Annotated in this window: 19 protein-coding genes and 9 pseudogenes; 19 read left to right on the forward strand and 9 right to left on the reverse strand. The window is 60.6% G+C overall.

Annotated elements, in window-relative coordinates; translation table 11 throughout:
• Positions 1-24: 24 nt before the first annotated feature.
• Entirely contained in the window at positions 25-678 is a 654-nt protein-coding gene (locus EIO60_RS00430) for an SDR family oxidoreductase (protein ID WP_258575572.1), read from the reverse strand.
• A gap of 111 nt (positions 679-789) precedes the next feature.
• Here EIO60_RS00430 and EIO60_RS00435 point away from each other — a divergent pair.
• Positions 790-1,677 (forward strand): annotated as a pseudogene (locus EIO60_RS00435) (LysR family transcriptional regulator).
• 5 nt (positions 1,678-1,682) lie between these two features.
• Here EIO60_RS00435 and EIO60_RS00440 read toward each other — a convergent pair.
• Together EIO60_RS00440 and EIO60_RS16330 are read right to left on the reverse strand one after the other, a co-directional pair.
• Positions 1,683-2,423: pseudogene (locus tag EIO60_RS00440) on the reverse strand (DeoR family transcriptional regulator).
• A gap of 76 nt (positions 2,424-2,499) precedes the next feature.
• Positions 2,500-2,679 (reverse strand): hypothetical protein, encoded by a 180-nt coding sequence (locus EIO60_RS16330; protein WP_374058065.1) that lies wholly within the window; start codon positions 2,677-2,679, stop codon positions 2,500-2,502.
• Between EIO60_RS16330 and EIO60_RS00450 the strand changes: the two genes are divergently transcribed.
• Together EIO60_RS00450 and EIO60_RS17045 are read left to right on the forward strand one after the other, a co-directional pair.
• Positions 2,659-2,811 (forward strand): gamma-glutamylcyclotransferase family protein, encoded by a 153-nt coding sequence (locus tag EIO60_RS00450; RefSeq protein WP_374058066.1) that lies wholly within the window; start codon positions 2,659-2,661, stop codon positions 2,809-2,811. The genes EIO60_RS16330 and EIO60_RS00450 overlap by 21 nt on opposite strands.
• 317 nt (positions 2,812-3,128) lie before the next feature.
• Positions 3,129-4,809: pseudogene (locus EIO60_RS17045) on the forward strand (autotransporter domain-containing protein).
• Between the two features lie 342 nt (positions 4,810-5,151).
• On the opposite strand, the pseudogene EIO60_RS00475 reads toward EIO60_RS17045, so the two are convergent.
• Positions 5,152-6,930 (reverse strand): annotated as a pseudogene (locus EIO60_RS00475) (glycoside hydrolase family 15 protein).
• Positions 6,931-7,014: 84 nt separating this feature from the next.
• Complete coding sequence (locus tag EIO60_RS00480) at positions 7,015-7,908, reverse strand: SDR family oxidoreductase (protein ID WP_258575577.1); 894 nt, start codon at positions 7,906-7,908, stop codon at positions 7,015-7,017.
• A gap of 619 nt (positions 7,909-8,527) precedes the next feature.
• Here EIO60_RS00480 and EIO60_RS00485 point away from each other — a divergent pair.
• The 12 genes and pseudogenes from EIO60_RS00485 to EIO60_RS00545 form a co-directional block, all read left to right on the forward strand.
• The gene (locus EIO60_RS00485) at positions 8,528-9,436 is read left to right on the forward strand and encodes a DMT family transporter (RefSeq protein ID WP_309484662.1); all 909 of its coding nucleotides are present in this window, start codon (positions 8,528-8,530) and stop codon (positions 9,434-9,436) included.
• 347 nt (positions 9,437-9,783) lie between these two features.
• Entirely contained in the window at positions 9,784-10,722 is a 939-nt protein-coding gene (locus EIO60_RS00490; protein ID WP_258575578.1) for an FAD-dependent oxidoreductase, read from the forward strand.
• Entirely contained in the window at positions 10,712-10,909 is a 198-nt protein-coding gene (gene thiS / locus EIO60_RS00495; RefSeq protein ID WP_258575579.1) for a sulfur carrier protein ThiS, read from the forward strand. The genes EIO60_RS00490 and thiS overlap by 11 nt, the downstream gene beginning before the upstream one ends.
• 2 nt (positions 10,910-10,911) lie before the next feature.
• On the forward strand, positions 10,912-11,670 hold the full coding sequence (locus tag EIO60_RS00500; RefSeq protein ID WP_258575580.1) for a thiazole synthase: 759 nt from the start codon (positions 10,912-10,914) through the stop codon (positions 11,668-11,670).
• An 11-nt stretch (positions 11,671-11,681) separates the two neighbouring features.
• The gene (locus EIO60_RS00505) at positions 11,682-12,650 is read left to right on the forward strand and encodes a HesA/MoeB/ThiF family protein (protein WP_258575581.1); all 969 of its coding nucleotides are present in this window, start codon (positions 11,682-11,684) and stop codon (positions 12,648-12,650) included.
• Positions 12,647-12,829 (forward strand): ATP-binding cassette domain-containing protein, encoded by a 183-nt coding sequence (locus EIO60_RS00510; protein ID WP_258575582.1) that lies wholly within the window; start codon positions 12,647-12,649, stop codon positions 12,827-12,829. The genes EIO60_RS00505 and EIO60_RS00510 overlap by 4 nt, the downstream gene beginning before the upstream one ends.
• Positions 12,829-13,080 (forward strand): hypothetical protein, encoded by a 252-nt coding sequence (locus tag EIO60_RS00515; RefSeq protein ID WP_258575583.1) that lies wholly within the window; start codon positions 12,829-12,831, stop codon positions 13,078-13,080. The genes EIO60_RS00510 and EIO60_RS00515 overlap by 1 nt, the downstream gene beginning before the upstream one ends.
• Complete coding sequence (locus tag EIO60_RS00520; RefSeq protein WP_258575584.1) at positions 13,064-13,339, forward strand: hypothetical protein; 276 nt, start codon at positions 13,064-13,066, stop codon at positions 13,337-13,339. The genes EIO60_RS00515 and EIO60_RS00520 overlap by 17 nt, the downstream gene beginning before the upstream one ends.
• 251 nt (positions 13,340-13,590) lie before the next feature.
• A complete protein-coding gene (locus EIO60_RS00525) occupies positions 13,591-13,998 on the forward strand; it encodes an ABC transporter substrate-binding protein (protein ID WP_309484663.1) in 408 nt (135 codons plus the stop codon).
• Positions 13,991-15,421 (forward strand): annotated as a pseudogene (gene ureC, locus EIO60_RS00530) (urease subunit alpha); the annotation flags it as partial. The gene EIO60_RS00525 and the pseudogene ureC, both read left to right, overlap by 8 nt.
• Before the next feature lie 13 nt (positions 15,422-15,434).
• Positions 15,435-15,878: an urease accessory protein UreE gene (gene ureE, locus EIO60_RS00535; protein WP_258575585.1), complete on the forward strand. Its 444-nt coding sequence runs from the start codon at positions 15,435-15,437 to the stop codon at positions 15,876-15,878.
• Positions 15,879-15,952: 74 nt separating this feature from the next.
• Positions 15,953-16,597 (forward strand): annotated as a pseudogene (locus EIO60_RS00545) (MFS transporter); the annotation flags it as partial.
• 71 nt (positions 16,598-16,668) lie between these two features.
• Here EIO60_RS00545 and EIO60_RS00550 read toward each other — a convergent pair.
• Complete coding sequence (locus EIO60_RS00550; protein WP_309484664.1) at positions 16,669-16,956, reverse strand: MmyB family transcriptional regulator; 288 nt, start codon at positions 16,954-16,956, stop codon at positions 16,669-16,671.
• Positions 16,851-17,318, reverse strand: coding sequence for a hypothetical protein (locus EIO60_RS00555; RefSeq protein ID WP_258575586.1), 468 nt, complete (start codon positions 17,316-17,318; stop codon positions 16,851-16,853). Before EIO60_RS00555 ends, EIO60_RS00550 begins: the two co-directional genes overlap by 106 nt.
• 171 nt (positions 17,319-17,489) lie before the next feature.
• Between EIO60_RS00555 and EIO60_RS00560 the strand changes: the two genes are divergently transcribed.
• The 3 genes and pseudogenes from EIO60_RS00560 to EIO60_RS00570 form a co-directional block, all read left to right on the forward strand.
• Positions 17,490-17,888, forward strand: a complete 399-nt coding sequence (locus EIO60_RS00560) for a YbfB/YjiJ family MFS transporter (RefSeq protein ID WP_258575587.1) — start codon at positions 17,490-17,492, stop codon at positions 17,886-17,888.
• Positions 17,889-18,083, forward strand: a complete 195-nt coding sequence (locus EIO60_RS00565) for a hypothetical protein (RefSeq protein ID WP_258575588.1) — start codon at positions 17,889-17,891, stop codon at positions 18,081-18,083.
• Positions 18,084-18,196: 113 nt separating this feature from the next.
• Positions 18,197-18,865, forward strand: a pseudogene (locus EIO60_RS00570) (hypothetical protein); the annotation flags it as partial.
• 98 nt (positions 18,866-18,963) lie between these two features.
• Here the strand turns inward: EIO60_RS00570 and EIO60_RS00575 are convergent.
• Both EIO60_RS00575 and EIO60_RS00580 read right to left on the reverse strand, forming a co-directional pair.
• A pseudogene (locus EIO60_RS00575) lies at positions 18,964-19,806 on the reverse strand (family 10 glycosylhydrolase).
• A gap of 32 nt (positions 19,807-19,838) precedes the next feature.
• Positions 19,839-20,075, reverse strand: coding sequence for a family 10 glycosylhydrolase (locus EIO60_RS00580; protein ID WP_258575589.1), 237 nt, complete (start codon positions 20,073-20,075; stop codon positions 19,839-19,841).
• A 1,789-nt stretch (positions 20,076-21,864) separates the two neighbouring features.
• On the opposite strand from EIO60_RS00580, the pseudogene EIO60_RS00585 reads away from it, so the two are divergent.
• Positions 21,865-22,160 (forward strand): annotated as a pseudogene (locus EIO60_RS00585) (hypothetical protein).
• The last annotated feature ends 143 nt before the right edge of the window (positions 22,161-22,303 follow it).

The raw sequence follows: 22,303 nt of genomic DNA on the forward strand, positions 1-22,303 counted from the left end.
AGAAAAGATAAACCGCGCTGCGGCTCAGTTGGGCGAGCGGGTAGGGCGAACTACGATTTCGCTGACGTCAACCTCATCTGGCTGTTCGATGGCGAAACGTACCGCGCGCCCAATCGCGTCCGGCTGCAGTGCAATCGCCCGATACTCGTTCATCAGTGCCGCCGCAGAGGCGTCCATAATGGTGCCAGCCAACTCGCTTTCCACCACGCCAGGATGAACGCAGGTGACGTGCAGCTGGGTATTTTCCTGCCGCAGATCGTCTGAGATCGCCTGCACCGCAAACTTGGTCGCGCAGTAGACGGCAGCCGTCGGCGAAACGGCCAGCGCGCCGGTGATGCCGTACAGCACCCCTTTGATATTGACGTTAATCATCTGGTCCCACTCATCCACCTTCAGCGCGGCCAGCGGCGACAGCGGCATAACGCCTGCGCTGTTGATCATCACGTCGATACGTCCCCATTTATCCAGTGCGACCTGCGCGACCTGCTGCACCGAAAGGCGCGAGGTTACGTCCAGCGGCGCCACGGCAACCTCAACGCCGTGCTGCTGTAGCTCTTCCGCCAGCGTCTGCAGGCGATCGATACGGCGCGCGCCTAGCAGCAGAATGGCGCCGCTGGCCGCCAGCTTGCGTGCGATGCCCGCGCCAATGCCGCTGGATGCGCCGGTAATCAGTATCACTTTTTTGTTCGTGGTTTGGCTCCCGTCGTGAAGTGTCTGGCGATCTTATGTGCGCTGGACTATAAAGAGAATCCATCCATTCCTTACCTCACTGGTAACTGAGAGTAACCGATGCCGAGTGACAAAAACGCCCTCGAGGTGTTTATTACGCTGGCGGAGACGCGCAACTTTCGGCTGGCGGCGGAGCAGTTAGGGGTGACCCGACCAGCAATCAGCCAGGCGCTGCGGCGGCTGGAAGATCGGGGCTGCACATCTCGCTGATCCATCGCACCACCTGCAGCCTCAGCCTGACGGAGGCGGGCGAGCGGCTCTATGCCGAGATGGCGCCGGCGATGGCACAGCTTAACCGGGCAGTGAGCGAGGTCACCGTGCTGGCGGGCGAACCGCGCGGACAGCTGCGGCTGGCCGTCTCCTCCATTGCGGAGCGCTTTATCAACGGTGACCTGCTTGCACGCTTTCTACAGCGCTATCCGCAAATCTTGCTGGATATTACGGTGACGGATGGAGGAGTTCGACATCGTGGCGCAGGGCTACGATGCAGGCGTCAGGCTCAGCGAAATCATCGCGCAGGATATGATTGCGGTACCGGTATCAGCGCGCCAGCGGCAAATCGCCGTGGCGTCGCCCGTCTATCTGGCGCGACACGGCACGCCGCAGCATCCGCTGGAACTGCTGCAGCACGTTTGCATTGGCTGGCGGCGCGAGCCGGACGTCGCGCCCTATCGCTGGGAGTTTGCCGAAGAGGGCAGGGAGTTTGATGTCGCGGTCAATGCGCAGCTCAACACCAACGATACGGGGATTATGGTGTACACCGCCTGCGCAGGCGCTGGCATCGCCTTTGGCATGGAGGAGACTTATCGCCCCTATATCGCGCGCGGCGAGCTGGTGCCACTGCTGGAAGATTTTCTGCCAACCTTTGCCGGCTTCTATCTCTATTTTCCCGGCAGGAAAAACCTGGCGCTCAAGCTGCGGGCGCTAATCGATCATATGAAGATTTAGGCCATTCAGGCTGGAACGGCGACGCGCGTTACAGCCACGCCCTGTTCCGCCAGCTGTGCCATCACGGCATCGCTCAGCCCGCTGTCGGTAATTGCCTGATTGACCCGATAACCGGGCGAGAGCGGGTAGGGGTAAATAAGGCCGAATTTCGAGGAGTCGGCCAGCGCTCAGGTGGGTACGCCTTTCGCCAGCACCGCGTCGACCACGCCGCAGCGTAGCATATTGCGGCCGGTAAAGCCGGTTTCCACATGCCAGCCGTCAACGCCAACAAAGGCTTTATGGAAATGCACCTGTTGAACGCAGTAGCGCGTCAGCGGCCCCACCATCGACTGGCTGCTTTTTTGCAGCAGGCCGCCCGGCACGATCACTTCGCACGCCGCCTCTTTCAGCAGATGGGCGATAAAGTGGCTGACGGTGATCACCGTGACGTCGGCTCTCTCCGCCAGCAGCGCGTTGCTGCTGCCGACCTCGATAAACACCGCATCGCCGGCCTCTATCAGGCTGGCGGCATGGCTGGCCAACACCTATTTTAGGTCATAGCGCGTATGCATGCGTATGCCAACTTTATCGCTGTCGAGCGCCAGCGCGGAGCCATGCACGCGTCGGAGAAAACGGTCGCGCTCCAGCTGGGTTAAATCCTAACGCACGGTGACTCCAGAGACGCCGGTCAGCTGGGCCAGTTCGCTGACCGCGACGCTGCCGCGTGCGTTGACGAGTTCGATAATCTGTTGATGGCGAGCGTTCATGCGAGTAAGTAGCCAGACAAAGGGTGGCGGCAGTGTAGCAGAAACAGCCGCGCAGTGTGCGCTGCGCGGCGCGGGATCAGGCGAGGTCGAGGGTGCGCCGGCCCGTTTCATAATTCTCTGGCGGGAAATCGCCAGGAGAACGGCCCTCAGCCAGCGCATGCGCCACCTGCTGCGCGTAGCGGCGGTTCTTGTCGCACATCGGCGCGGCGAGGAGCTTGATGAGGGCGGAGATGCCGTGGCGGGCTATATCTTCCACTCACCCCACCTGGCGCAGCTCTGGCCGATGCTCGACGCGTTTGAAGAGGCCTACGATCGCGTGCCGGTTACAGTGAACGCTGAAGATGGCTCGCAGATTGCCGCCTGGATTTATCAAATTCAACCCGCCTGAAGCATCCGCCTGAAGCGTTCGCCGCGTCGACGCTACACCGTCAAGCGCCGCTTTAAACGTCCGTCACGATGACGCTGCACTGTTGCGCGCCGCCTTAAATACGTTCCACCTGCTGGTAATTTCGCCGCTCTCTGCCTAACGTTTATTCATCATCCTTAACGCTTTCTTAACGTACTTCTCTATCTGCGGCGTCAGCATTGCCTGCGCCGCCGGGGGCCGCCTGCAAACTGCTTACTGGAGACCATGATGAAGATGCGTACGTACAGCCCGGCGCACCGTCGCCGCATGTGTCGCGCTCAGCGCCCTGATGGCGACAAATGCGCCTGGCGTGGGAGAGCTTCACCGTATTTGGCGACAGTCTGAGCGACGGTGGCAACGTTGGCCGCTTCACCTAGGACGGCGCACAGCATCCGCTCTATGACGAACTGCTGGCGACGCGTGAAGGTCTGATGCTGCGTCCGTCGTCGCAGGGCGGCAGCAACTATGCCGAAGGCGGGGCGGTCACCCGGCCGCCGCTCGATCCGCTGTTTAATACCGCCGATCAGCTTGCCACCTACCTGAACGCCACCGGCGGCCGCGCCGACGGCAACGGCCTCTATCTGCACTGGGTGGGCGCCAACGACGTGGCTGCCCGGCTGACCGCCGTCAGCACCAGCGTAGCGGCGGCGACGGCGCAGGTTAAAGCCTTGCTGGCGGCGGGCGCGGGCGCCGTTATCGTGCCCACCGTTCCGCCGCTGGGCGAAACGCCCCTGATGATGCAGGCGGTGCTGGGCGCGCTCGGTCCGGCGTCAGAGGCGGCGCTGGCGGAACAGCTCTATCGCGCCTAGCAGACGCTGAGCGGCCAGATCTCTGCGCTGACGGCGGGCTACAACCAGCAGGAGGAGGCTGGCCTAGCGACGCTCAGCGGCAACAACATAGTGCGCGCGGACGTTGCCGGCCTGTTCAGCGAGGTGATTGCCGATCCCGCCCGCTACGGGCCGACCAACACCCTAGGCACGGCATGTCCCGTCGGCACCTCGGCGGCGGCCTTCGCCTCGACCACACCGGGCTTCTCCAGCCAGCAGGCTTGGCTGTTCGCCGCTCGGCTGCATCCCAGCCCAGCGGTACACGCTATGATAGCGGACTATATTGCCTCGATACTGGCGGCGCCCGCGCAGGTCGCGGCGCTGGCGCAGGCGACGCAGGGCGTGGCGGACGATATGCAGCAGACGCTCTCCGGCCACCTTCAACAGCAGCGCCGCCAGCCCGCACCGGCCCGGTGAGGCGGTGGTGTTTGGCGGCTATGCCGGTCAGCATATCGATAACAGAGGCGACGCCACCAGCGCCAGCGTTACCCTCGGCGTCGGCTACCAGCCGACCGACAGCTGGCAGAGCGGGGGGATCTATGCGCGCACCAGCCAGCGCCAGCAACCGTCGTCCCGCTTCGACTACCACCTGCACGGCGACTTGGTGGCGCTCTACAGCCAGCTGCAGCTGGGTGGGCAGGGGGGGGATTAACGGCGATCTGCACTGCGACGATCTCTACTTCGATGATATTCAGCGTGAGGTAAATATCGGCCCGGCCAGCCGAACCGAACAGGGTAACAGCGGCGGCAAACTGCTCGGCATGCGACTTCAGGCGGGCTGGGATATCCCGCTGAGTGTGCACCTGACCACCGGCCCGGTCGTCAGCTACGCGCTCGACTACGGGCGCGTCGGCGGCTACCGCGAGCAGGGCGACAGTAGCACCGCGATGCGCTACGGCGACCAGACGCGCTATACGCAGATCGGCGCGATTGGCTGGCGCATCGACAGTCAGCAATAGCAGGTGAATCCCTTGGCCGAAGTGAGCTACCGCCATCGCTTTGGTGACGATGATTCGCGCGTCACCGCCGGACCCAGCTCGACGCGCACCGCCTTTAGTCGCCAGTCAGGCGAGCGCATCAACGCCTTCGCTGGCGTGGCGACAGCGACGCGCGTCAGCTGAGCTGGAACCTCGGCCTGAATGCGCGTTTTTAACTTCGTCGGCAGACGGCGAGGTGAGGCTGGTTAATTAAAGCGGAGTAATATATAAGGTCACAAGTGATTAAGTCACAGGAAATAAATGCGCTTCGCGATGTGAGGGTTATTTATGCCGAGCGATAACGCGAGGGTTAAATAAAATTGCGCCGTGGATAAAATAATAAGCGCCGGTGTTACGCTCGCCATGCTTGCGTTATTTCATGGGCGAGTACGCCTGACGGGCGAACTCAGGAGCCTTAACGGCTGTTCTGGCGGCCTTTTTTGCCTGCTGCCGGTATGCTCAATGCCTCTGGTCGCCATCAGGATTCTCCTTGAGTTTTTGATTGTGTTGATGAAAGCTCATCGCCTGCGCGGCGCAAATCGCGGCAGGTTACCGCGCCACTCCAGGGTGCGAACGTCGAACATTTCGTTGAAAATCTCCACGTTGCCGCGATCGCACAGCGATGCCAGGATCTCCTTCATGCAGGTTCGGGCCTTATCGATATCGCCCATGGAGGCCCAGGTTTCCACCGGCCAGAAAGAGCTGGCGATAAAGGTAATCTCTTCCTCCTCGACGCCGCTGTAGCGGTAGAGCATGGCGTGGCCGTGACCCAGTTCGTGCTGAATGGCGTTATAGGTGGAACGCATGCGCTCAGGATTGACCGCATTGCCGTGGTGGTGCACCAGCGCCAGCGAGGCGTCCAGCCGATCCTCGCTGCCGACATAGAACAGGTAAGCCTGCTGGCTTTCCGACTAGCAGTGCGTTTCAACCCAGTCGCGGATACGGTCGCGCTCGCGCTCCCAGCGCTCCATCCACGTCGGCTCAATATGGCGCGCCATCGCCATCGCAACCGCGCGGTCAAGCGCCAGCCAGCAGGCCATTTTCGAGTGGGTATAGTGCTGCTCGTCGGGCAGCTCCCAGATGCTGGAATCCTCCAGCCTCCAGCGATCGGCACAGTGGTTCGCCAGCTGTCCTAGCAGGCGAGAAGTGCTAAGATCCAGCACGTGGCCCGCCTCGATAAACAGCAGCGCCGTGGCGAGCATATAGCCGTACATGCTGAGCTGGCGCTGGTCGCGCGCGTTATTGCCGACGCGCACCGGCTGCGAATTTTTATAGCCGCGAAGCGTAGGATAGCGTTCCGCCGGCACTATATCGCCCTCCAGCGTGTAGCAGGTCCGCAGCTCGACGCCGTGGCGCATAATGGTCTGCGACAGCTAGGAGAAGGCCGCCTTGTAGTCCTCCAGCGCGCCGAGGTAGACGAAGGATTTGATAATCAGGCAGGTGTCGCGTACCCAGGCGTAGCGGTAGTCGTAATTCTTCTCGCCGCCGATTCCCTCCGGCAGTGAGGTGGTCGCCGCGGCGGCCAGCGCGCCGGTCGGGGAGTACCAGAGAAACTTCAGCGACAGGGCGGAGCGTTTGACGTGAACGGCATATCCGCCCTCGTAGCTCAGGCTCTGACACCAGTCCTGCCAGGCGGTATGGCTGGTTTCGATGCGCGTGTCGATGGCGTCGAGATCAGGCACGGCAAGCGGCTCGCGCTGGTTGATCAGCAGCGCCACCAGCGAGCGCGAATTCTCCCGCACCGTGATGTCGGCGCTCACCAGCTCATCATCCATATGGGTAATGGTGACGTTGTCGCTGGTGCGCAGCATCGCCATGATATCGCCGATATTAAACACGTTGCCCTGCGAGGTGTTGCCCATCCACGGCGAGCGCGTCTCCGCCACGGTACCGAAGCTCAGGTGCAGCTTCAGCGTCATGCTGACGCGCACGCCCTCGATGTGCCGCGCTAGCTCGCTCTAGGGAGACGGCCCGCCAGCGTGCTGTTCAGGGATTCGGTCAGGCGCACTTCGCCCTCGTCCGGTGGTAAAGCAGGTTTCCAGCACGTTACTCTCATCGCGGTAACGACGCTGCATGCGGTAGGGCTGGGTTGGCGTAAGCAAGAAAAAGCCGCCGATGCCGGGATCGAGCAGGCGATTAAACAGCGGCGGTGAATCCAGATTGGGCGCACACCACCAGTCAATCACGCCGTCAGGGGCGATAAGCGCCACCGATCGTCCTTCGCCAATGGCAGCGTAGTCGCCCAGACCAACAAAACTTTTCTCGCGCATGGGCGAGTGGTAATTACCGTTTTTCATCAGCAGCATCCTTGTCTGAAAACGCATTGACCGGAAACGTAAAACTGGCCGCGCAGGGCGTCCAGTTTGGGTGGAGACCGAAAATTACAGCGTGCCGGTGCCGCCATCGGAGCACCATACCTGCCCCGAGGTGTAGCTGCTTTCGGCAGAGGCGAGGGTAACGTAGAGCGGCGCGATTTCCGCCGGCTGGCCAGGACGGCCCAGCGGCGCGCTGCTGCCGAATTCTTTGACCTTCTCCTGCGGCTGACCGCCGCATACCTGCAGCGGCGTCCAGTAAGGACCCGGTGCTACGGCGTTAACGCGAATGCCCTCTTCGCCGATCTGCTTCGCCAGTGCCTTGGTAAAGGCGACGATGGCTGCTTTGGTCTGCGCATAGTCGAGCAAAATATCGCTTGGCTTATAGGCCTGCACCGAGGAGGTGTTGATAATGGACGAGCCACGCGGCAGATGGTCGACCGCCGCTTTGGTGATCCAGAACATGGCGTAGACGTTGGTTTTAAAGGTGGCGTCGAAATCTTCCGTAGAGAGCGTGCGGATCGACTCGTTGAACTGCTGACGACCGGCGTTGTTCACCAGAATGTCCAGCCCGCCAAGCTGGTCGACTGCCTGTTTCACCAGCGACTGGCAGAAGGCTTCGTCGCGGATATCGCCGGGAATGGAAACTGCTTTACGGCCTTCCGCCTCAATCAGCTTAATCACTTCCGCCGCGTCAGACTCTTCGTCCGGCAGATAGTTGATCGCCACGTCCGCCCCTTCGCGGGCATAAGCTATAGCGATAGCGCGGCCAATGCCGGAGTCGCCGCCGGTGATCAGCGCTTTGCGCCTGGTCAGACGGCCGGTGCCACGATAGCTGGTTTCCCCATGATCCGGAACCGGATCCATTTTATTGGCGAGACCCGGAATAGGCTGTTTCTGTTCGGGGAAAGGCGGTTTCGGAAACTCAATCGGGACTAGTGTTTTGTCGTTTTGCGTTGTCATGCTTAGCTCCTTGCACATCGTTTTCTGATGAAATTAAGCCTGGCACAAATGTGAAATTTGTTACATTCAATTTTGCCTGGCGCTATTTAAACCTGTTTTACAGGCACAGGTTTAATAATAATCCACTCTGGCTAAATTAATGGCGGATGGGTAATTTTTTTCCAGGGTTTATTTACTGCTAATGATGTTATTGAAAGTTAAAGGCTTTACCAAGAGAGTAAAGCGAGGCTTAAACCATTTTAGTTTTATTTACCATTCAGCCTGGTAAAAATTCCTTCCGCCACCCGCTTACCCACTCGGCGCAGCGGGAAAAAAGAGCGGCGCGCGCCGTCGCGTCCGCAAAATAATCCTCACTGCGAATAAAATTATTACCTGAGCGACGCCCTTGTCTGGCGACGAACAATGGTGCAGTGGCGCACGCGCCTTTATTTGGCAAACGCCAGCGCGGTAAATAAATAGCTGCTCTCTGGTCGCCGCCCGATCGTGCTGCGGTTTATGCTGCTGACCGGCGAACAAAAACATAAGACGCTGTTTTGCGGCCGGTTTCACGCCGCATCCGCCGCGCGCCTGTGTCAGGCTGACAGCTGACTTTTCAGCCGGATAGAATAAGGAGCGCGGTGTGAGCGCGTCAGCGGGTATTTCTCTGAAGGTGATGGTGACGCTCAGCTCGACGCTGATGCTCGCCTGCGTTAAGGGTCTGGCGGGCGCGCTGCCGGTGGGCGAGGTGATCTTCTTCCGCTCGCTGGTCGGCATTCTGACGCTACTGATCTGGCTGCACGCGCAGGGAGGCATTCTGCAGGGCATCAAAACGCGCAAAGTCAGGGGCCACCTCGGTCGCGGCTTGGCGGGCACCTGCAGCATGTATCTCAGCCACCTCTCGCTGATGTATATCTCCCTGACCGACGCGACCGCCATCAACTACGCCGCGCCGTTGTTTACCGTGCTGCTTGCCGCCATGGTGCTACGCGAAAACGGTGCGGCTCAACCGCTGGCTGTCGGTGATCGCCGGCTCTGCCGGCATCGTGGTTATGTGTCGGGACACCTCTCGCTCAGCGGCCCGCCCAGACTGTCGGTAGAGAGCCTCGCCTCGTCGGTCGGCGTCCTGCTGGCGCTGCTCTCCGCTCTCTGCACCGCCGGCGCGCTGATTCAGATCCGCTATCTCAGCGGCAAAGAGCGACCCGGCGCCATCGCCTTCTGGTTTATCGCCATGACAGGCGCAACCTCGCTGCTGACGCTGCCGTTCGGCTGGGCCATTCCGCACGGCGAGCAGCTGTTGCTGCTGCTGGGGTGCGGGCTGTTTGGCGGTCTGACGCAAATCCTGCTGACGCTGAGCATGCGCTACGCCGACGCCTCGCTGCTGGCGCCTTTTTACTACAGCCTGCTGCTCTGGTCGGTGATGATTGGCCTGATATTCACCGGCGCGCTGCCGGCGAAGATGACGCTGATCGGCACCTCAGTAGTCGCCTGCGCCGGCATATACACCGTATTGAGCGAGCGCCGCCGCCGCGGTGCTGACCACGCGCAGTGAGGCGGGAGATTTAACGCCTGATTAACACAACCTGCTTGACGACGGGTAGGCAGTTACCCTACAACTAATGGCCGTCGGGGGAGTCTCGCTAGAGAGACTGAGAGACTGAGAGACTGAGAGACTGAGAGACTGAGAGACTGAGAGACATAGCGCACTGCGCGGTTCAGCGACCCTTTGAACCTGACCCAGTTGATACTGGCATAGGAAGACTTGTATCTCATTGCCGCCTGCCGCGCGAGCTGCTTTTCCTCTCACGCTCTTTCCCTCTCGGTATCACGGTTCCTCAACGTCGAGGCCAACGTGAACAGCTATAACCTTATAACCCTTTTCTTGGTGGAGCGTGCGCTATGAGCCACTGGTCGGTGATCGGCAGCGGTGTCGCTGGGCTGTGCGTCGCCACCCTGCTGGCGGAGCAAGACGAATCCGTCGAGGTGATCCTCAGCGATGAAACGCCCGCCTCGCACTGGGCGGGCGGTATGCTAGCGCCCTTCTGTGAAGGGGAGAGCGCGCCGCCGACGGTGGTGGAGTTGGGAATGGACGCCGCAGAGTGGTGGGCGCAGCGCGTCGAGGGCGTAGTCCGGCAGGGCACGCTGGTGGTGGCGCCGCCGCGCGACGCCGCTGAGCTGACGCGCTTCGCGCGCATGACCCGCGCGCATCAGTGGGCCGATCCCGCTAGTCTTGAACCTGCGCTGGCAGGACGCTTTGCGCGCGGCCTGTTTTTCCCCGGCGAGGCGCATCTCGTCGATCCGCGCGAGGCGCTGCGCCAGCTGCGCGCCAGCCTGACGGCGCGCGGCGTCGTCTTTCATCACGGCAAGCCCGGCGGTAGGATCATCGACTGCCGCGGCATTCACGCTGCGGATCGGCAGCCCGATCTGCGCGCCGTGCGCGGCGAGATGGCGATCCTGCACAGCCCTGACCTCCACTTTTCACGCCCGATCCGCCTGCTGCATCCGCGCTTTCCCTGCTATCTGGTGCCGCGCGCCGGCGGGCGCTTTATGCTCGGCGCCACCATGGTGGAGAGCGACGACAGCAGCCCGATCAGTGCCCGCGCCCTGATGGAATTGCTCGGCGCCGCCTGGGCGATTCACCCAGCGCTGGCGGAGGCGCGCATCGTGGAAACCGGCACTGGCCGGCGTCCCGCCTGGCCCCTGAACGTGCCGGAAGTACGCTACCGTGACGGCGTTTTCTCCGTTAACGGCATGTACCGCCACGGTTTTTTACTGGCGCCAGCGATGGCGCAACAGCTTATCCAGCAGATTAGCGAGGAGTCGAATCATGCAAATTGAACTCAACGGCCAGCAGGTAGAGACCGAGGCGCCCAACGTGGCGGCGCTGCTGCGCGAGCGGCACATCGACGCCGCCAGCGTCGCCAGCGCCTATAACGGCCAGTTTCTGCCGCGCTCGCGCTACGAGAGCCAGCAGCTGGAGGCGGGCTGCCGTCTGGAAGTGCTGTCGCCGATGCAGGGAGGCTGATCATGTTTTACGGTTTCGTTCCCCGCTCGCGCTTTTTGCTCGGCACCGCCGGCTACCCGTCGCCCGCCATCCTGCAGCAGGTGATCATGGCCGCCGACGCCGAGATCATCACCGTCAGCCTGCGGCGTGAGGGCAGCCAGGGCGCCGCCTTTCGCGAGTTGCTCGGCCAGCTCAACCGGCGCGTGCTGCCAAACACCGCAGGCTGCCACACGGTGAAAGAGGCGGTCACCACGGCGCATATGGCGCGCGAGCTGTTCGACACGCGCTGGATAAAGCTGGAGGTGATCGGCAATGCCGATACGCTGCAGCCCGATCCCTTTGCGCTGGTGGAGGCGGCGCGCATCCTCTGCGCTGAGGGCTTTCAGGTCTTCCCCTATACCACTGAAGATCTGGTTGTGGGGGAAAAGCTGCTTGAGGCGGGCTGTGAGGTGCTAATGCCCTGGGGCGCGCTGATCGGCTCCGGTCAGGGGCTGCGCAATATCGAGGGGCTGCGCAGCCTGCGCGCCTGGTTCAAAGGGGTGCCGCTAGTGATTGACGCCGGTATCGGCGCGCCTAGCCAGGCGGCGCAGGCGATGGAGCTAGGCTTCGACGCCATCCTGCTCAATACCGCCGTAGCGAAAGCGCAGGATCCGGTGGCGATGGCGGGCGCGTTCGCCGCCGCCATTCGCGCCGGAGAGACGGCGCAGCAGGCGGGCCTGATGGAACGGCGCGATATGGCCGCCGCCTCGACGCCGGTGTTCGGCCTGGCGCAGTTTAGCTGAGGGGCGCAGGCATGAACCGATATCAGCGGCAGCAGATGCTGCCGGAGATTGGCGAGGCGGGGCAGCGGCGGCTGGGCGCGGCGCGCGTGCTGGTGGTGGGCGCGGGCGGGCTTGGCTCGACGCTGCTGCCGCTGCTGGCGGGCGCGGGCGTCGGCCACCTGCGCATCTGGGATCACGACGTGGTGGCGCTGCATAACCTGCATCGCCAGACGCTCTATACGATGGTAGATCTCGGCCAGCCCAAGGCGCTGTGCGCGGCGCGCGCGCTGGCGGCGCGCAACCCCGACTGCCGGATTGAGACGCGACAGCAGGCGCTGCGCCCCAGTACCGTGGCGCAGGCGCTGGAGGGCGTCGATCTGGCGATCGACGTGGCGGACAGCTTCGCCGCTACCTATACCCTCTCTGACGCCTGCGCCGCGCGCGCCATTCCGCTGATCAGCGCGTCGGTGCTGGAGCGGCAGGGCTACGTCGGCGGCTTTTGCGGCCCGGCGCCCAGCTACCGCGCGCTGTTCCCGCAGCTGCCCGCCACCGCCGCCAGCTGCGACACTGCAGGCGTGATGGGCCCGGCGGTGGCGACGCTCGGCGCGATGCAGGCGCAGATGGCGCTCAGCGTGCTGCTGGGGTTGGCACCGTCGCCGCTGGGCAGCCTAGTGAACTGCGACTTCAGCCAGTGGCACTTTCGCGCGTTCCGCTTTGACGACGCCGAGGAGACGACGCAGCCAGTCGTCCCCTTTATCGACGGCGATCTGCTGCGCCCGGACGACTGTGTGGTCGAGCTGCGTAGCATGGCGGAAGCGCCGCACAGCGTGGCGGCAAGGGTGGAGCGCATCCTGCCGGAGGCGCTTGACGCGTGGCGACCGCCTGCCGATCGGCGCGTGGTGCTGGTGTGCACCAGCGGCGTTCGCGCGGCGAAGGCGGCGGCAGCGCTGGCGAAGCGCGGCGTGACGCAGCTGGCGATTGTCGCGGCGGGCCGCCTGTGAGCAAGGTGCGCGGTCCCGATATCGCCGTTGAGGCGCTCAGCTTCAGCTGGGGCAATAAGCCCGTTTATCAGGGGTTCAGCCTGCGGCTGCGCGGCGGCAAAAGCACGCTGCTGCGGTTGGTCGCCGGCCTCTCTAAGCCGCAGCAGGGAAGCATCCGCAGCGAGCGGCGGGCGATCTGATGCGGAAAATCGCTTGGATGGGTCAGCGCGACGATCTCTATCCCTGGCTGTCGGTGCGCGACAACGTGATGCTTGCCGCTCGGCTCGGCGGCCAGCGGCCCGACAGGGCGCGCGCCGACGCGCTGCTGGCGCAGGTGGAGTTGGCGGGAGAGGGATCGGCGCGCCCGGCATCGCTCTCCGGTGGCATGCGGACAGCGCGTCGCGCTGGCGCATACTCTTTATCAGGATCGGCCGGTGGTGCTGATGGATGAACCGTTCGCCACCCTCGATCCCCTTACCCGGCTGCGGCTGCATCACCTCACCGCCAGGCTGCTGCAGGGCAAAACGGTGCTGCTGGTGACGCACGATCCGCTGGAGGCGTGCTGTATGGCGCACTATATCTATCTATCTATCTGCTGGAGGGCGCGCCGCTGCGCGCCCGCGCCTTTGCCGTGCCCGACGGCGAGACGCCGCGCCGCGTGGAGGATGCCGCAGTGCTGCAGGCGCAGAGCCTGCTTTTTCGGCAGTTGACATGATGGCGACACGTTTTTTCAACCTCCTCTACCTGCTGGCGCTGTGGCTCGGCTTCGGCATCGCCTCCAAGGTGGTTGTGGCGGCGTTGATTATCTTCTTCCCGCTCTGCCTGTCGCTGTTTGACGGCCTGTGCCGCACGCCGCCCGGCTGGCTGGAGCTGGCGAAAACCCTGCACCCGTCGCGGCTGCGCCAGGTTTCTGCACGTGCGCTAGCCCGCCGCGCTGCCGCACTTTTTCTCCGGGCTGCGGATGGCGGCCATTCTCGCGCCGGTCGGCGTGGTGATCGGCAAATGGGTCGGCGCCAGCAAAGGGCTGGGCTATCTGATGATGCATGCCAACGCGCGGCTGCAAACGCCGCTCAGCTTCGCCGCGCTGGGGCTGCTGATGCTGCTGGCGCTTTCTTTCGCCCAGGCAGCGGAAAAGGTACTGCTGCGGCTCGACTGGTTCGTTAATCCCAACCACGCGGCGATTTTGGCCGCCCAGCAGAGCCGTGCCTTTGCGCGCCAGGGGCTGACAGTGGAGACTATCGCCCCCGCGGATTCCGCCTCGGTGCCGCTGCTGCTGGCGGCGGGCAAGGCGGATCTCGCCGTGGGCTACCAGCCGCAGCTCTACACGCTGGTGGATAAGGGGGTGCCAGTGATACGCGTCGTGGATTGAGGTCGAGCAGGATTTCATCCTCTACGGCGAAGAGGTGATGGATCTGGTGCTGACCAACGCCCTGATCGTCGACCACTGGGGCATCGTCAAGGCGGATATCGGCATCAAGCAGGGGCGCATCGCGCGCGTCGGCAAGGCGGGCAACCCCGATATCCAGCCCGGCGTCACCATTCCTATCGGTGCGGCGACCGAAATCATCGCCGCCGAAGGCAAAATCGTCACACCTGGCGGCGTGGATGCGTATATCCACTTTATCTGCCCGCAGCAGGCCACCGAAGCGCTGACCTCCGGCGTCACTACAATGATCGGCGGCGGCACTGGGCCGGCCACTGGCACTAACGCCACCACCTGCACGCCAGGGCGCTGGAATATTACGCGCATGCTGTAGGCGGCGGAGAGCCTGCCGGTCAATATCGGCCTGCTCGGCAAAGGCAATACCTCCAGCAAAGCGGCGATCCGCGAGTAGATCGACGCCGGCGTCATTGGCCTCAAGCTGCACGAGGACTGGGGATCGACCCCTGCCGCCATCGACTGCTGCCTGAGCGTGGCGGAAGTGGAGGATGAGCAGGTGGCGATCCACACCGACACCCTTAACGAAGCGGGGTTCGTCGAGGATACGCTGCAGGCGATCGGCAATCGCACCATTCACACCGAAGGGGCGGGCGGGGGCCATGCGCCCGACATTATCAGCGCCTGCGGCTATGAAAATATCCTGCCCTCCTCGACCAACCCGACGCTGCCCTACACCGTCAACACGATGGATGAGCACCTCGATATGCTGATGGTGTGCCACCACCTCGACGCCGGCATTGCGGAGGATATCGCCTTTGTCGAGTCGCGCATCCGCCGCGAAACCATCGCGGCGGAGGATATTCTGCACGATATCGGCGCCTTCTCGATGACCTCTTCCAATTCGCAGGCGATGGGCCGCGTCGGCGAGGTGATCCCGCGCACCTGGCAGGTGGCGCACAAGATGAAGCTGCAGCGCGGCACCCTGTCGGAAGACAGCGAAGGCATGGATAACTTCCGCGTGAAGCGCTACATCGCCAAATACACCATTAACCCGGCGATTACGCACGGTATCTCCCATGAGGTAGGCTCCATCGAGGCGGGCAGGCTGGCGGATCTGGTGCTGTGGAGCCCCACCTTTTTCGGCGTCAAACCGGCGCTGATCGTCAAAGGCGGTCTGATCGCCAGCGCGCCGATGGGCGATATCAACGCCTCGATTCCGACGCCGCAGTCGGTGAACTACCGGCCGATGTTCGGCACGCTGGGCGACGCGCGCAAGGCGCATATGGTGCACAACAACCTGACCCCCGATATCCAGATGGATGCGCAAACCCATGAGGTGCGCGCCGACAGCCAGTTGCTCACCTGCGATCCGCTTGACCAGCTGCCGATGGCGCAGCGTTACTTTCTTTTTTTAAGGAGAAAAGATGTTTTTTCTGATCGGAAAGGCGGCGGTGACGGCGCAGGCGAACGCCAGCGCCACCCTCGATTTCGATATCCGGCTGAAGAGCCGCGCCCGCATCCAGCTTGACGACGGACGCGAGGCGGGGCTGGCGCTGGAGCGCGGCGGCGATCTGCTCAGCGATGACAGCGGCGAGCTGGTGGTGCGCATCCAGTCGGCGCCGGAGCTGGTCTCTATCGTGCTGTGCGGCGATGCGCACAAGCTGGTGGTCGCCTGTTATCACCTCGGCAACCGACACGTGCCGTTGCAGATCGAACCGGGGCGCGTTGCCTATCTGCACGACCACGTGCTGGACGAGATGCTGATCGGCCTCGGGCTGATCGTCGGCCGTGAGCAGGCACCGTTCGAGCCGGTCTCCGGCGCCTATGAAACCGCCTCGCATCACTCTCATCCTCATCATTCTCACTGAGATCGGAGCGCACCATGAAAGCCGTTTTACCTTTACTCTTGATACTGGTCGCCGCGCCGGCGCTGGCGCATAACGGCCACGGACCGGAAAGCTTCGGCGCGGGGCTGCTGCATCCGCTTACCGCACTGGATCATCTGCTAATGCTCTCCGGCGCCGGGGTGCTGGCGGCACTGGTACTGCTCAACGTCAAAACCCTGCCCGCGCCGCCCCGGCAGGCGCTCGCCGCCATCGTGCGTCAGCCGGGCTTCGCCCGCATGGTGTTCTGCGGCGCGTTGACCTAGTATGGTGATGAACTTCCTGATGACGGCGGCGGCGCTGGCGATGCATATGCACGGCCTGTCGCAGCACGCGGCCCACCTCGGAATTTAGTGGCACGTTATCGCCATGTACGGCCCCGGCTTTTTACCGGGCGGTTGATTCAGCGCTTCGGCGCCGCCGGGCTGGCGATCACCGACCTCTCCGCCGTGGCTGGTCTCGCGGGCAGCGATGTTATGTACTACTGGGGCGCGCTGGTGCTGTTGGGGCTGGGCTGGAATCTGGGCTTTACCGGTGCCTCGGCGCGAATTATCGATTTTCACCGTCCCGAAGAGAAAACGCGCGTGCAGGTGCTCAGCGATTTCATCGTGTTCGGCGTGATGATCGTCGGCTCGTTTTGCTCCGGCGCGCTGCTGAACGCCTTTGGCTGGCACGCGGTGCTCTGGGGGGCGCTGACCCGGTGAAGGCGGCCTTTACATCCTGGTGAGCGAGAAGCGCCAGGCCGCGCCCGCTGAGGCGGCCTGACGTCCCATCCTTACTGCGCGTCGCGGGCGAGGTAGAAAATCAAAAAGATCCCCTGCGCGCTTTCCACCTCCAGCGCGGTGTAGGTGTAGTGGTTGACGCTGCCGTTGCTGTCGATAATCGCCTTGTTGCCCGCGCCCACCTTATTCACCGCCTGCGCGTGCCACATGATGCGGAACTGCGCGCTGCACGCGCTCAGCTCCTCAATAATCTTTTCGAACTCCTTGGCGTAGTTGCTGGCGGCGTAGTAGGCGCGGAAGGCGGCGATGCTGTGCTTCGCCGCCTGCTCCCAGTCATGAATGCGCTGCCGGTAACCCGCGCAGCTTCAGGGAGTTGCGCTCCGCCTCGGGCAGCGTCGACCAGATCGTAGATCTGGTGGTGGGCCGTGTCGTTCCAGTAGAGAATGTCCATATTGGCGCGGCGGATAAACGCCGGGTGCGGCGACAGCGCCTCCGCCATCGCGATCACTTCGCGGGGGATCGCCGCCTCGGCGGTCAGGCCGTTTTTGCGGCCGAACACCAGCGCGTCCAGATACTCCTGCTCGACCGGCGACAGCTGCAGCACCTTGCCAATCCGCTGCAGCGCGGCGGGGGATATGCGGATATCGTGCCCCTGATCCAGCCAAGTGTACCAGCTGACGCTGACGGCGGTGAGCTGTGCCACCTCCTCGCAGCCCCGGCACTGGTTGCTGAAGCCATACTCCTCAGGATTGACGCGCGCGATGGTGGATCAGAAAATTTTTTACATTCGCGCTGCGCGACATTTGTCCTCCTGCTGGTGAGCACTGGTCACAGGATATTCGCCCCATTTTTCCCTGTGGGGCGCGGTTTTATCATGGCCGCCAGATTAAGTGACTTCGCAGGAAAAAAGCAAAATTATGTCAATTCAGGATTCAGTCAAAGCTGGCCAGCGGGCGTCGGCGGCGCCTGTGCGCTGATCGTCGTGACCTCTTGGACGCAGCTGATGCTGGCGTCGCACCGCGCGCCGAAGCTATCGGCGGCGGTCTTTACCGGCCCGGGCATCGGCATCACGCTTACCGGCCTGCTGGCCTGGGGAGTCGCGGCCTGCGGGCTGACCGCGCTGCAGGCGTGGTCGCGGCGGCTGCCGTCGAGCCTGCCGTCCGCTGCCCAGGTGGCAGACGCACTGCCTTTCGACCGCGACCTGAAGGCGCTCTTGCTCGCCTATACGCTGACGGGGTTCGGCTATATTCTGCCCGCCACCTTTCTGTCATAGATGGCGCACAGCTTTTTTGGCAACGGCAGCTTGGTGGCGCTGTTCTGGCCGCTGTTTGGGCTGGCGGCGGTGGCGCGCACCGTGGAGGTACTGACCGCAGGCTATACCACCGGACAGCTGGGCGGACCGCTGGTCTCCTCGGCGAGCGTCTCCCTGTTTCATTCACTGCAGCCTGCGCTGCTGCTGGCGGCGTGATCGTGCTGAGGGCCATCAAACGCTGAAAAAGCATGCCTCCTCTTTTTTCGCTGGTTGCGCGATGGCTTCTGATCCTACAATCGGCAACGGGCTGAAAAGGGGATAACGATACCGTGCGCAATCTGAGGCTGTTCAGGCTGGTGAGAAAAGGGCTGCTGGCGCTGGCGATTTTGCTGCTGGTGTTTTTCGTCGGGCGCATCTATCAGTCGGAGCAGGGACCGCCGCTGCAGCAATGGCACAGCTGGTCGGCAGACGAGATGACGGCGGATGAGATTGACAAGGCGAGCTTCGCCGACTATCAGCGGCGCGAGACGCGTATTTTTCAGCAGATGAAAGTCGAGCTGAACGATGAGCTGAGCGAGGATGAAAAAGGCGCGCTGAATCGCTTTTACCCTGGCAGCGCGATCTATCCGGCGCGCTTTCAGCCCGACTGGAACCGTTCGTTTATTCTGTTGCCGACCGGCGCCGTGCGCGGCGCGGTGGGGCTGCTGCACGGCCTGACCGATTCGCGCTACAGCGTGCGCTATCTGGCGGAGGCGTACCGGCAACAGGGTTTCGCCGGCCTCGCCGGCTGGCCGGCGCTGTTTCCCGCCTTCGCCAGAACCGCCTGGCTGAATATGGTGCCCGAGTATAATCCCTTTAAATACAACTCCTTTCCCGTCAACGCCGTGCGCCAGTCGTGGTTGCTGACGCAGGCGGCGTTTCCCTCGGTGCTGACCTTCCAGTCGGTGCTCTACGCCACGGTCAGCACGCCCGCCATCGTCAGCGCCGTCTATCGCTATCCAGCAGCGGAGAAAGCCAGCCTTATCACTGGACGAAACCTGCTTAACCGCCCCAGCGTGTTTCCAGATAGCTGACCGCCTGCTGCGTCTGCGGCAGATTAAGGTAGTTTTCCCAGAACAGAAACAGAATAGTGCCGTCGATGCCCGGCGTGGACTCGTTCAGGTCGATCTGCTTTTGCAATTCCGGCACGCCGCCCTGTACTGTCCAGTCCGGCTCGATGCGCGACGGCTCGCCTACCTTCTAGAGCGCGACGCCGATATAGAGCCGCGTTATGGGTCGGCTTCACCACGTTCGCCCACCAGTGCGCCAGCACGTTGTAGCGCGCCGCCTGAGGGGGCGAAAGGCCAGTAGAGCTGCGGCGCGATCGATATAGTCCCTGCTGTACCCAGCGGCGTGTATCGGCGTAAGCCTCGTCGTAGGCGGCCGCGCCGCGCGTATCGGAACCCGCAGCGTCGTGCGACAGGTTGCGCCAGACGCCCGCCGGGCTGACGCCGAATTCGACCTGCGGCTTCAGCTGCTTAATGGTGCGCGACACCTGTTCGATCAGCTGCTGGGCATTGTGCCGCCGCCAGTCCGCCTTTGAGGCGAAGCCCTGGCCCCAGGCGCGGAAGGTCTGGCTGTCGTTAAGCGGCGAGTCGGCGGTTTCCGCATAGAAATAGTCATCGAACTGCACGCCGTCAACCGGATAGTGCATCACCACTTCCGCCACAATGCTGGTGATCCAGTCGCGCACGTCCGGAATGCCCGGATCGAGCACCAGACGATTGCTGGCGGTGCGGATCCAGTCGCGGTGCAGCACGTAGACACTGGCGGGATGCAGCGACAGGGTGTGGTTTAGCGCCGCAACCCCTATCGTTGCAGGCTGCGCGTTGACGGCGACGCGATAGGGGTTGAGCTAGGCGTGCACCTTCATGCTGCGCTTGTGCGCCTCATCCAGCATAAACGCCAGCGGATCGTAGCCGGGATTCTCGCCTATGGTGCCCCGGTAAGCATATCGGACCAGGGCAGACTAGCAGAGCGCCACAGGGCGGCGCCGTCCGGCTTCACCTGAAAGAAAACGGTATTCACGACGAGGCTTTTCAGCCGGTCGAGCTTCGCCGTCAACGCCTGCTGCTGAAGACGGATGCGCAGCGCCGCGCTGCTGACGTTGACCGAATTTATCGGCGGCCAGTCGAGACGGGAAACGGTCACCAGCCAGACGCCGCGCACATTGAAAAATGGATTAAGTAAACCTTTGATGATGAACTCTCTGAAATTGCGTCCTTTGCCAGAGGTTCACCATTCTCTGGGCATCGGTCTGTAAGTCAACCGCTTATCAAGTACGTACGAGGCTGGCTAACCGGTAAATGCAAAATGTCTGTCGCTGTTGGAGCGGCTCGTTGAACCGGACTGAGCAAGCGAGATTTTCTTTTGTTTAGGCCCCTCTCGCCGTGCATGCATGCAGGCTTGTTTTTAGCGTTCATTTTTTATGATTTTTTTATGGTAAATATTAATTTCTATTGATGTTTCTTTTTCAAGGCAAAGCTTTCTATCATCAAGTCTATGGGCGAAAAAGAAGAAACTGTTTGTTATGCTTAATTCTCTCTTCCTGCAGGAGTAAAGGAGAATTATTTTAGAATAGATCTTTTTTTGAGTCTCGCTTATTATTTTAAAGGCCGGTTTGCAGGTTATCATTAGAATGGTGATTGTTTGTTTTGTTGTTTTATAAGGGTTGCAGGGCTTCGAGTCTTTAAGGAAAATTTATGAAAGAAATAAGGGGCGTGCTAGGGTAAATTTATTCTCCTTTGACAATTTTTAATCTGACTTATGATGCAAAAATGTTATTTATGGAATTGATTTTAATTATTTATGTCTTATTAATTTCTTGATGATTTATGTGGTGTTTTGAATTTAATCAATATGTATAATATAAACAATAAGTTGAAATGGTTAGATATTGCCTTTTCCTTTGTATTGACCTCTCTGACAGAGAGGTTTTATCGAAAAAAAGCTTCACTATTATCAGCCGCACGCCAGTTAAAATTTATGGTGCTTTATTTTATTAGGGTTTTAAGTTTTTTAGAAGAGAAATAAAACCTTGATCTATATCAAGATGCTCTTGTTATATTTGAAAAGAAAATGTGACCTGTATAACAGTTTTAAATTTTCTCTCGTATTAATGAGGTTTGAAAATGATCAATGGAAGCTACTATTATCTGCATAAAGACAGGAAAAAATACGGCCAGGCTTCATATACAGTGGTGTAGGTGCATTAATATAATTGATGAAAAATGCTTTTGGCACGATGTGCACTTTCAATCAGGCAGTCACTATCGCAAAATTCTACTCAAAAAATGTCAGGCTTTGCCTGCTCTGTGGCAATATCATGCTCAACGATACTAACCGACAGCGAAACATTGCCAAAACGTTTGTGATGTAAATTTAAAATAAGAAAAATTTTTATCTCACTTGCACCGAAGCAAGATCGTCAGTTAAAAGAGAGCCACTTTCGGGTGGCTTTTTCTTTACAGCCTGCGGTGCCTATTTTGTGCCAGCGTCAGTGCCACTTATTGATGACGAAAGCAGGTAGATTAAAAACGGGTTTACTGATTTATGGCGGTACAGAAGCTAATTTTGCAAAGGCTTGTCAATTTTAAGTGGCTGCTTTTCAGCTACGCGCAAGCGTAAGGCAATATCCTTGTTATCACGAGAAGCATCCCAGATGCTGCGTTTAGGCGATGCCGCGTTGAGTGTGCAGAAATGCATGACTCTGTAGGTCCAGATAACGCACAAAGGAAAAAACTCATAGCCATCAGAAAGGACCGGTTGCGCATATCAGAGATGAACAAACATCACACGCCGTGCTCGGTTAACGGTTGGTATTCATTATTGCGTCGAGGCGTATGAAAAAGCGGTGATATATAACCTGGCAAACTAGGCAACAGATAAAGCCAGTTCACGTTGGGACGGCAATAATTGTTAAGCTATTTTTATGATTCAAGAAGAAGGAGGTTATAAAATGACGGTGAAAAATCTTCTCATAGCAACGTTATGTTTGGCTGTTTTACCCTTCTCAGAGGTTGCTTGTGCAAAAATTACGCGCTTATCAGATGATCAAGTCAGACAGCAGATCATTGATGAATCAATAGCGTCCTATCCCGGCACCTGCTCCTGTCCTTTCAATACGGCGAGAAATGGCAGCAGCTGTGGCAGGTGAAGCACGTGGAGCAAAGCGGGAGGCTACGGCCCTACCTGTTATAAAAGGAAGTTACCAAAGAGATGATTGCTCAGTGGCAACAAAGCAATAATTCATAGCAACCTGCTTCTGGGGGTTTTTTATGGCAAAAGTACCGGGCTAATCTTATTCGAAACGGTAGTCGGCAGGAAGCTGATGCTTTTGCAGCGATAACATCCTGCATGTTAAACAGCTATTATCCACACTAGCGGCGTGGCTAATA

Source organism: Candidatus Pantoea persica (genome assembly GCF_013753875.1).
In the GTDB taxonomy this organism is placed as follows: domain Bacteria; phylum Pseudomonadota; class Gammaproteobacteria; order Enterobacterales; family Enterobacteriaceae; genus Pantoea; species Pantoea persica.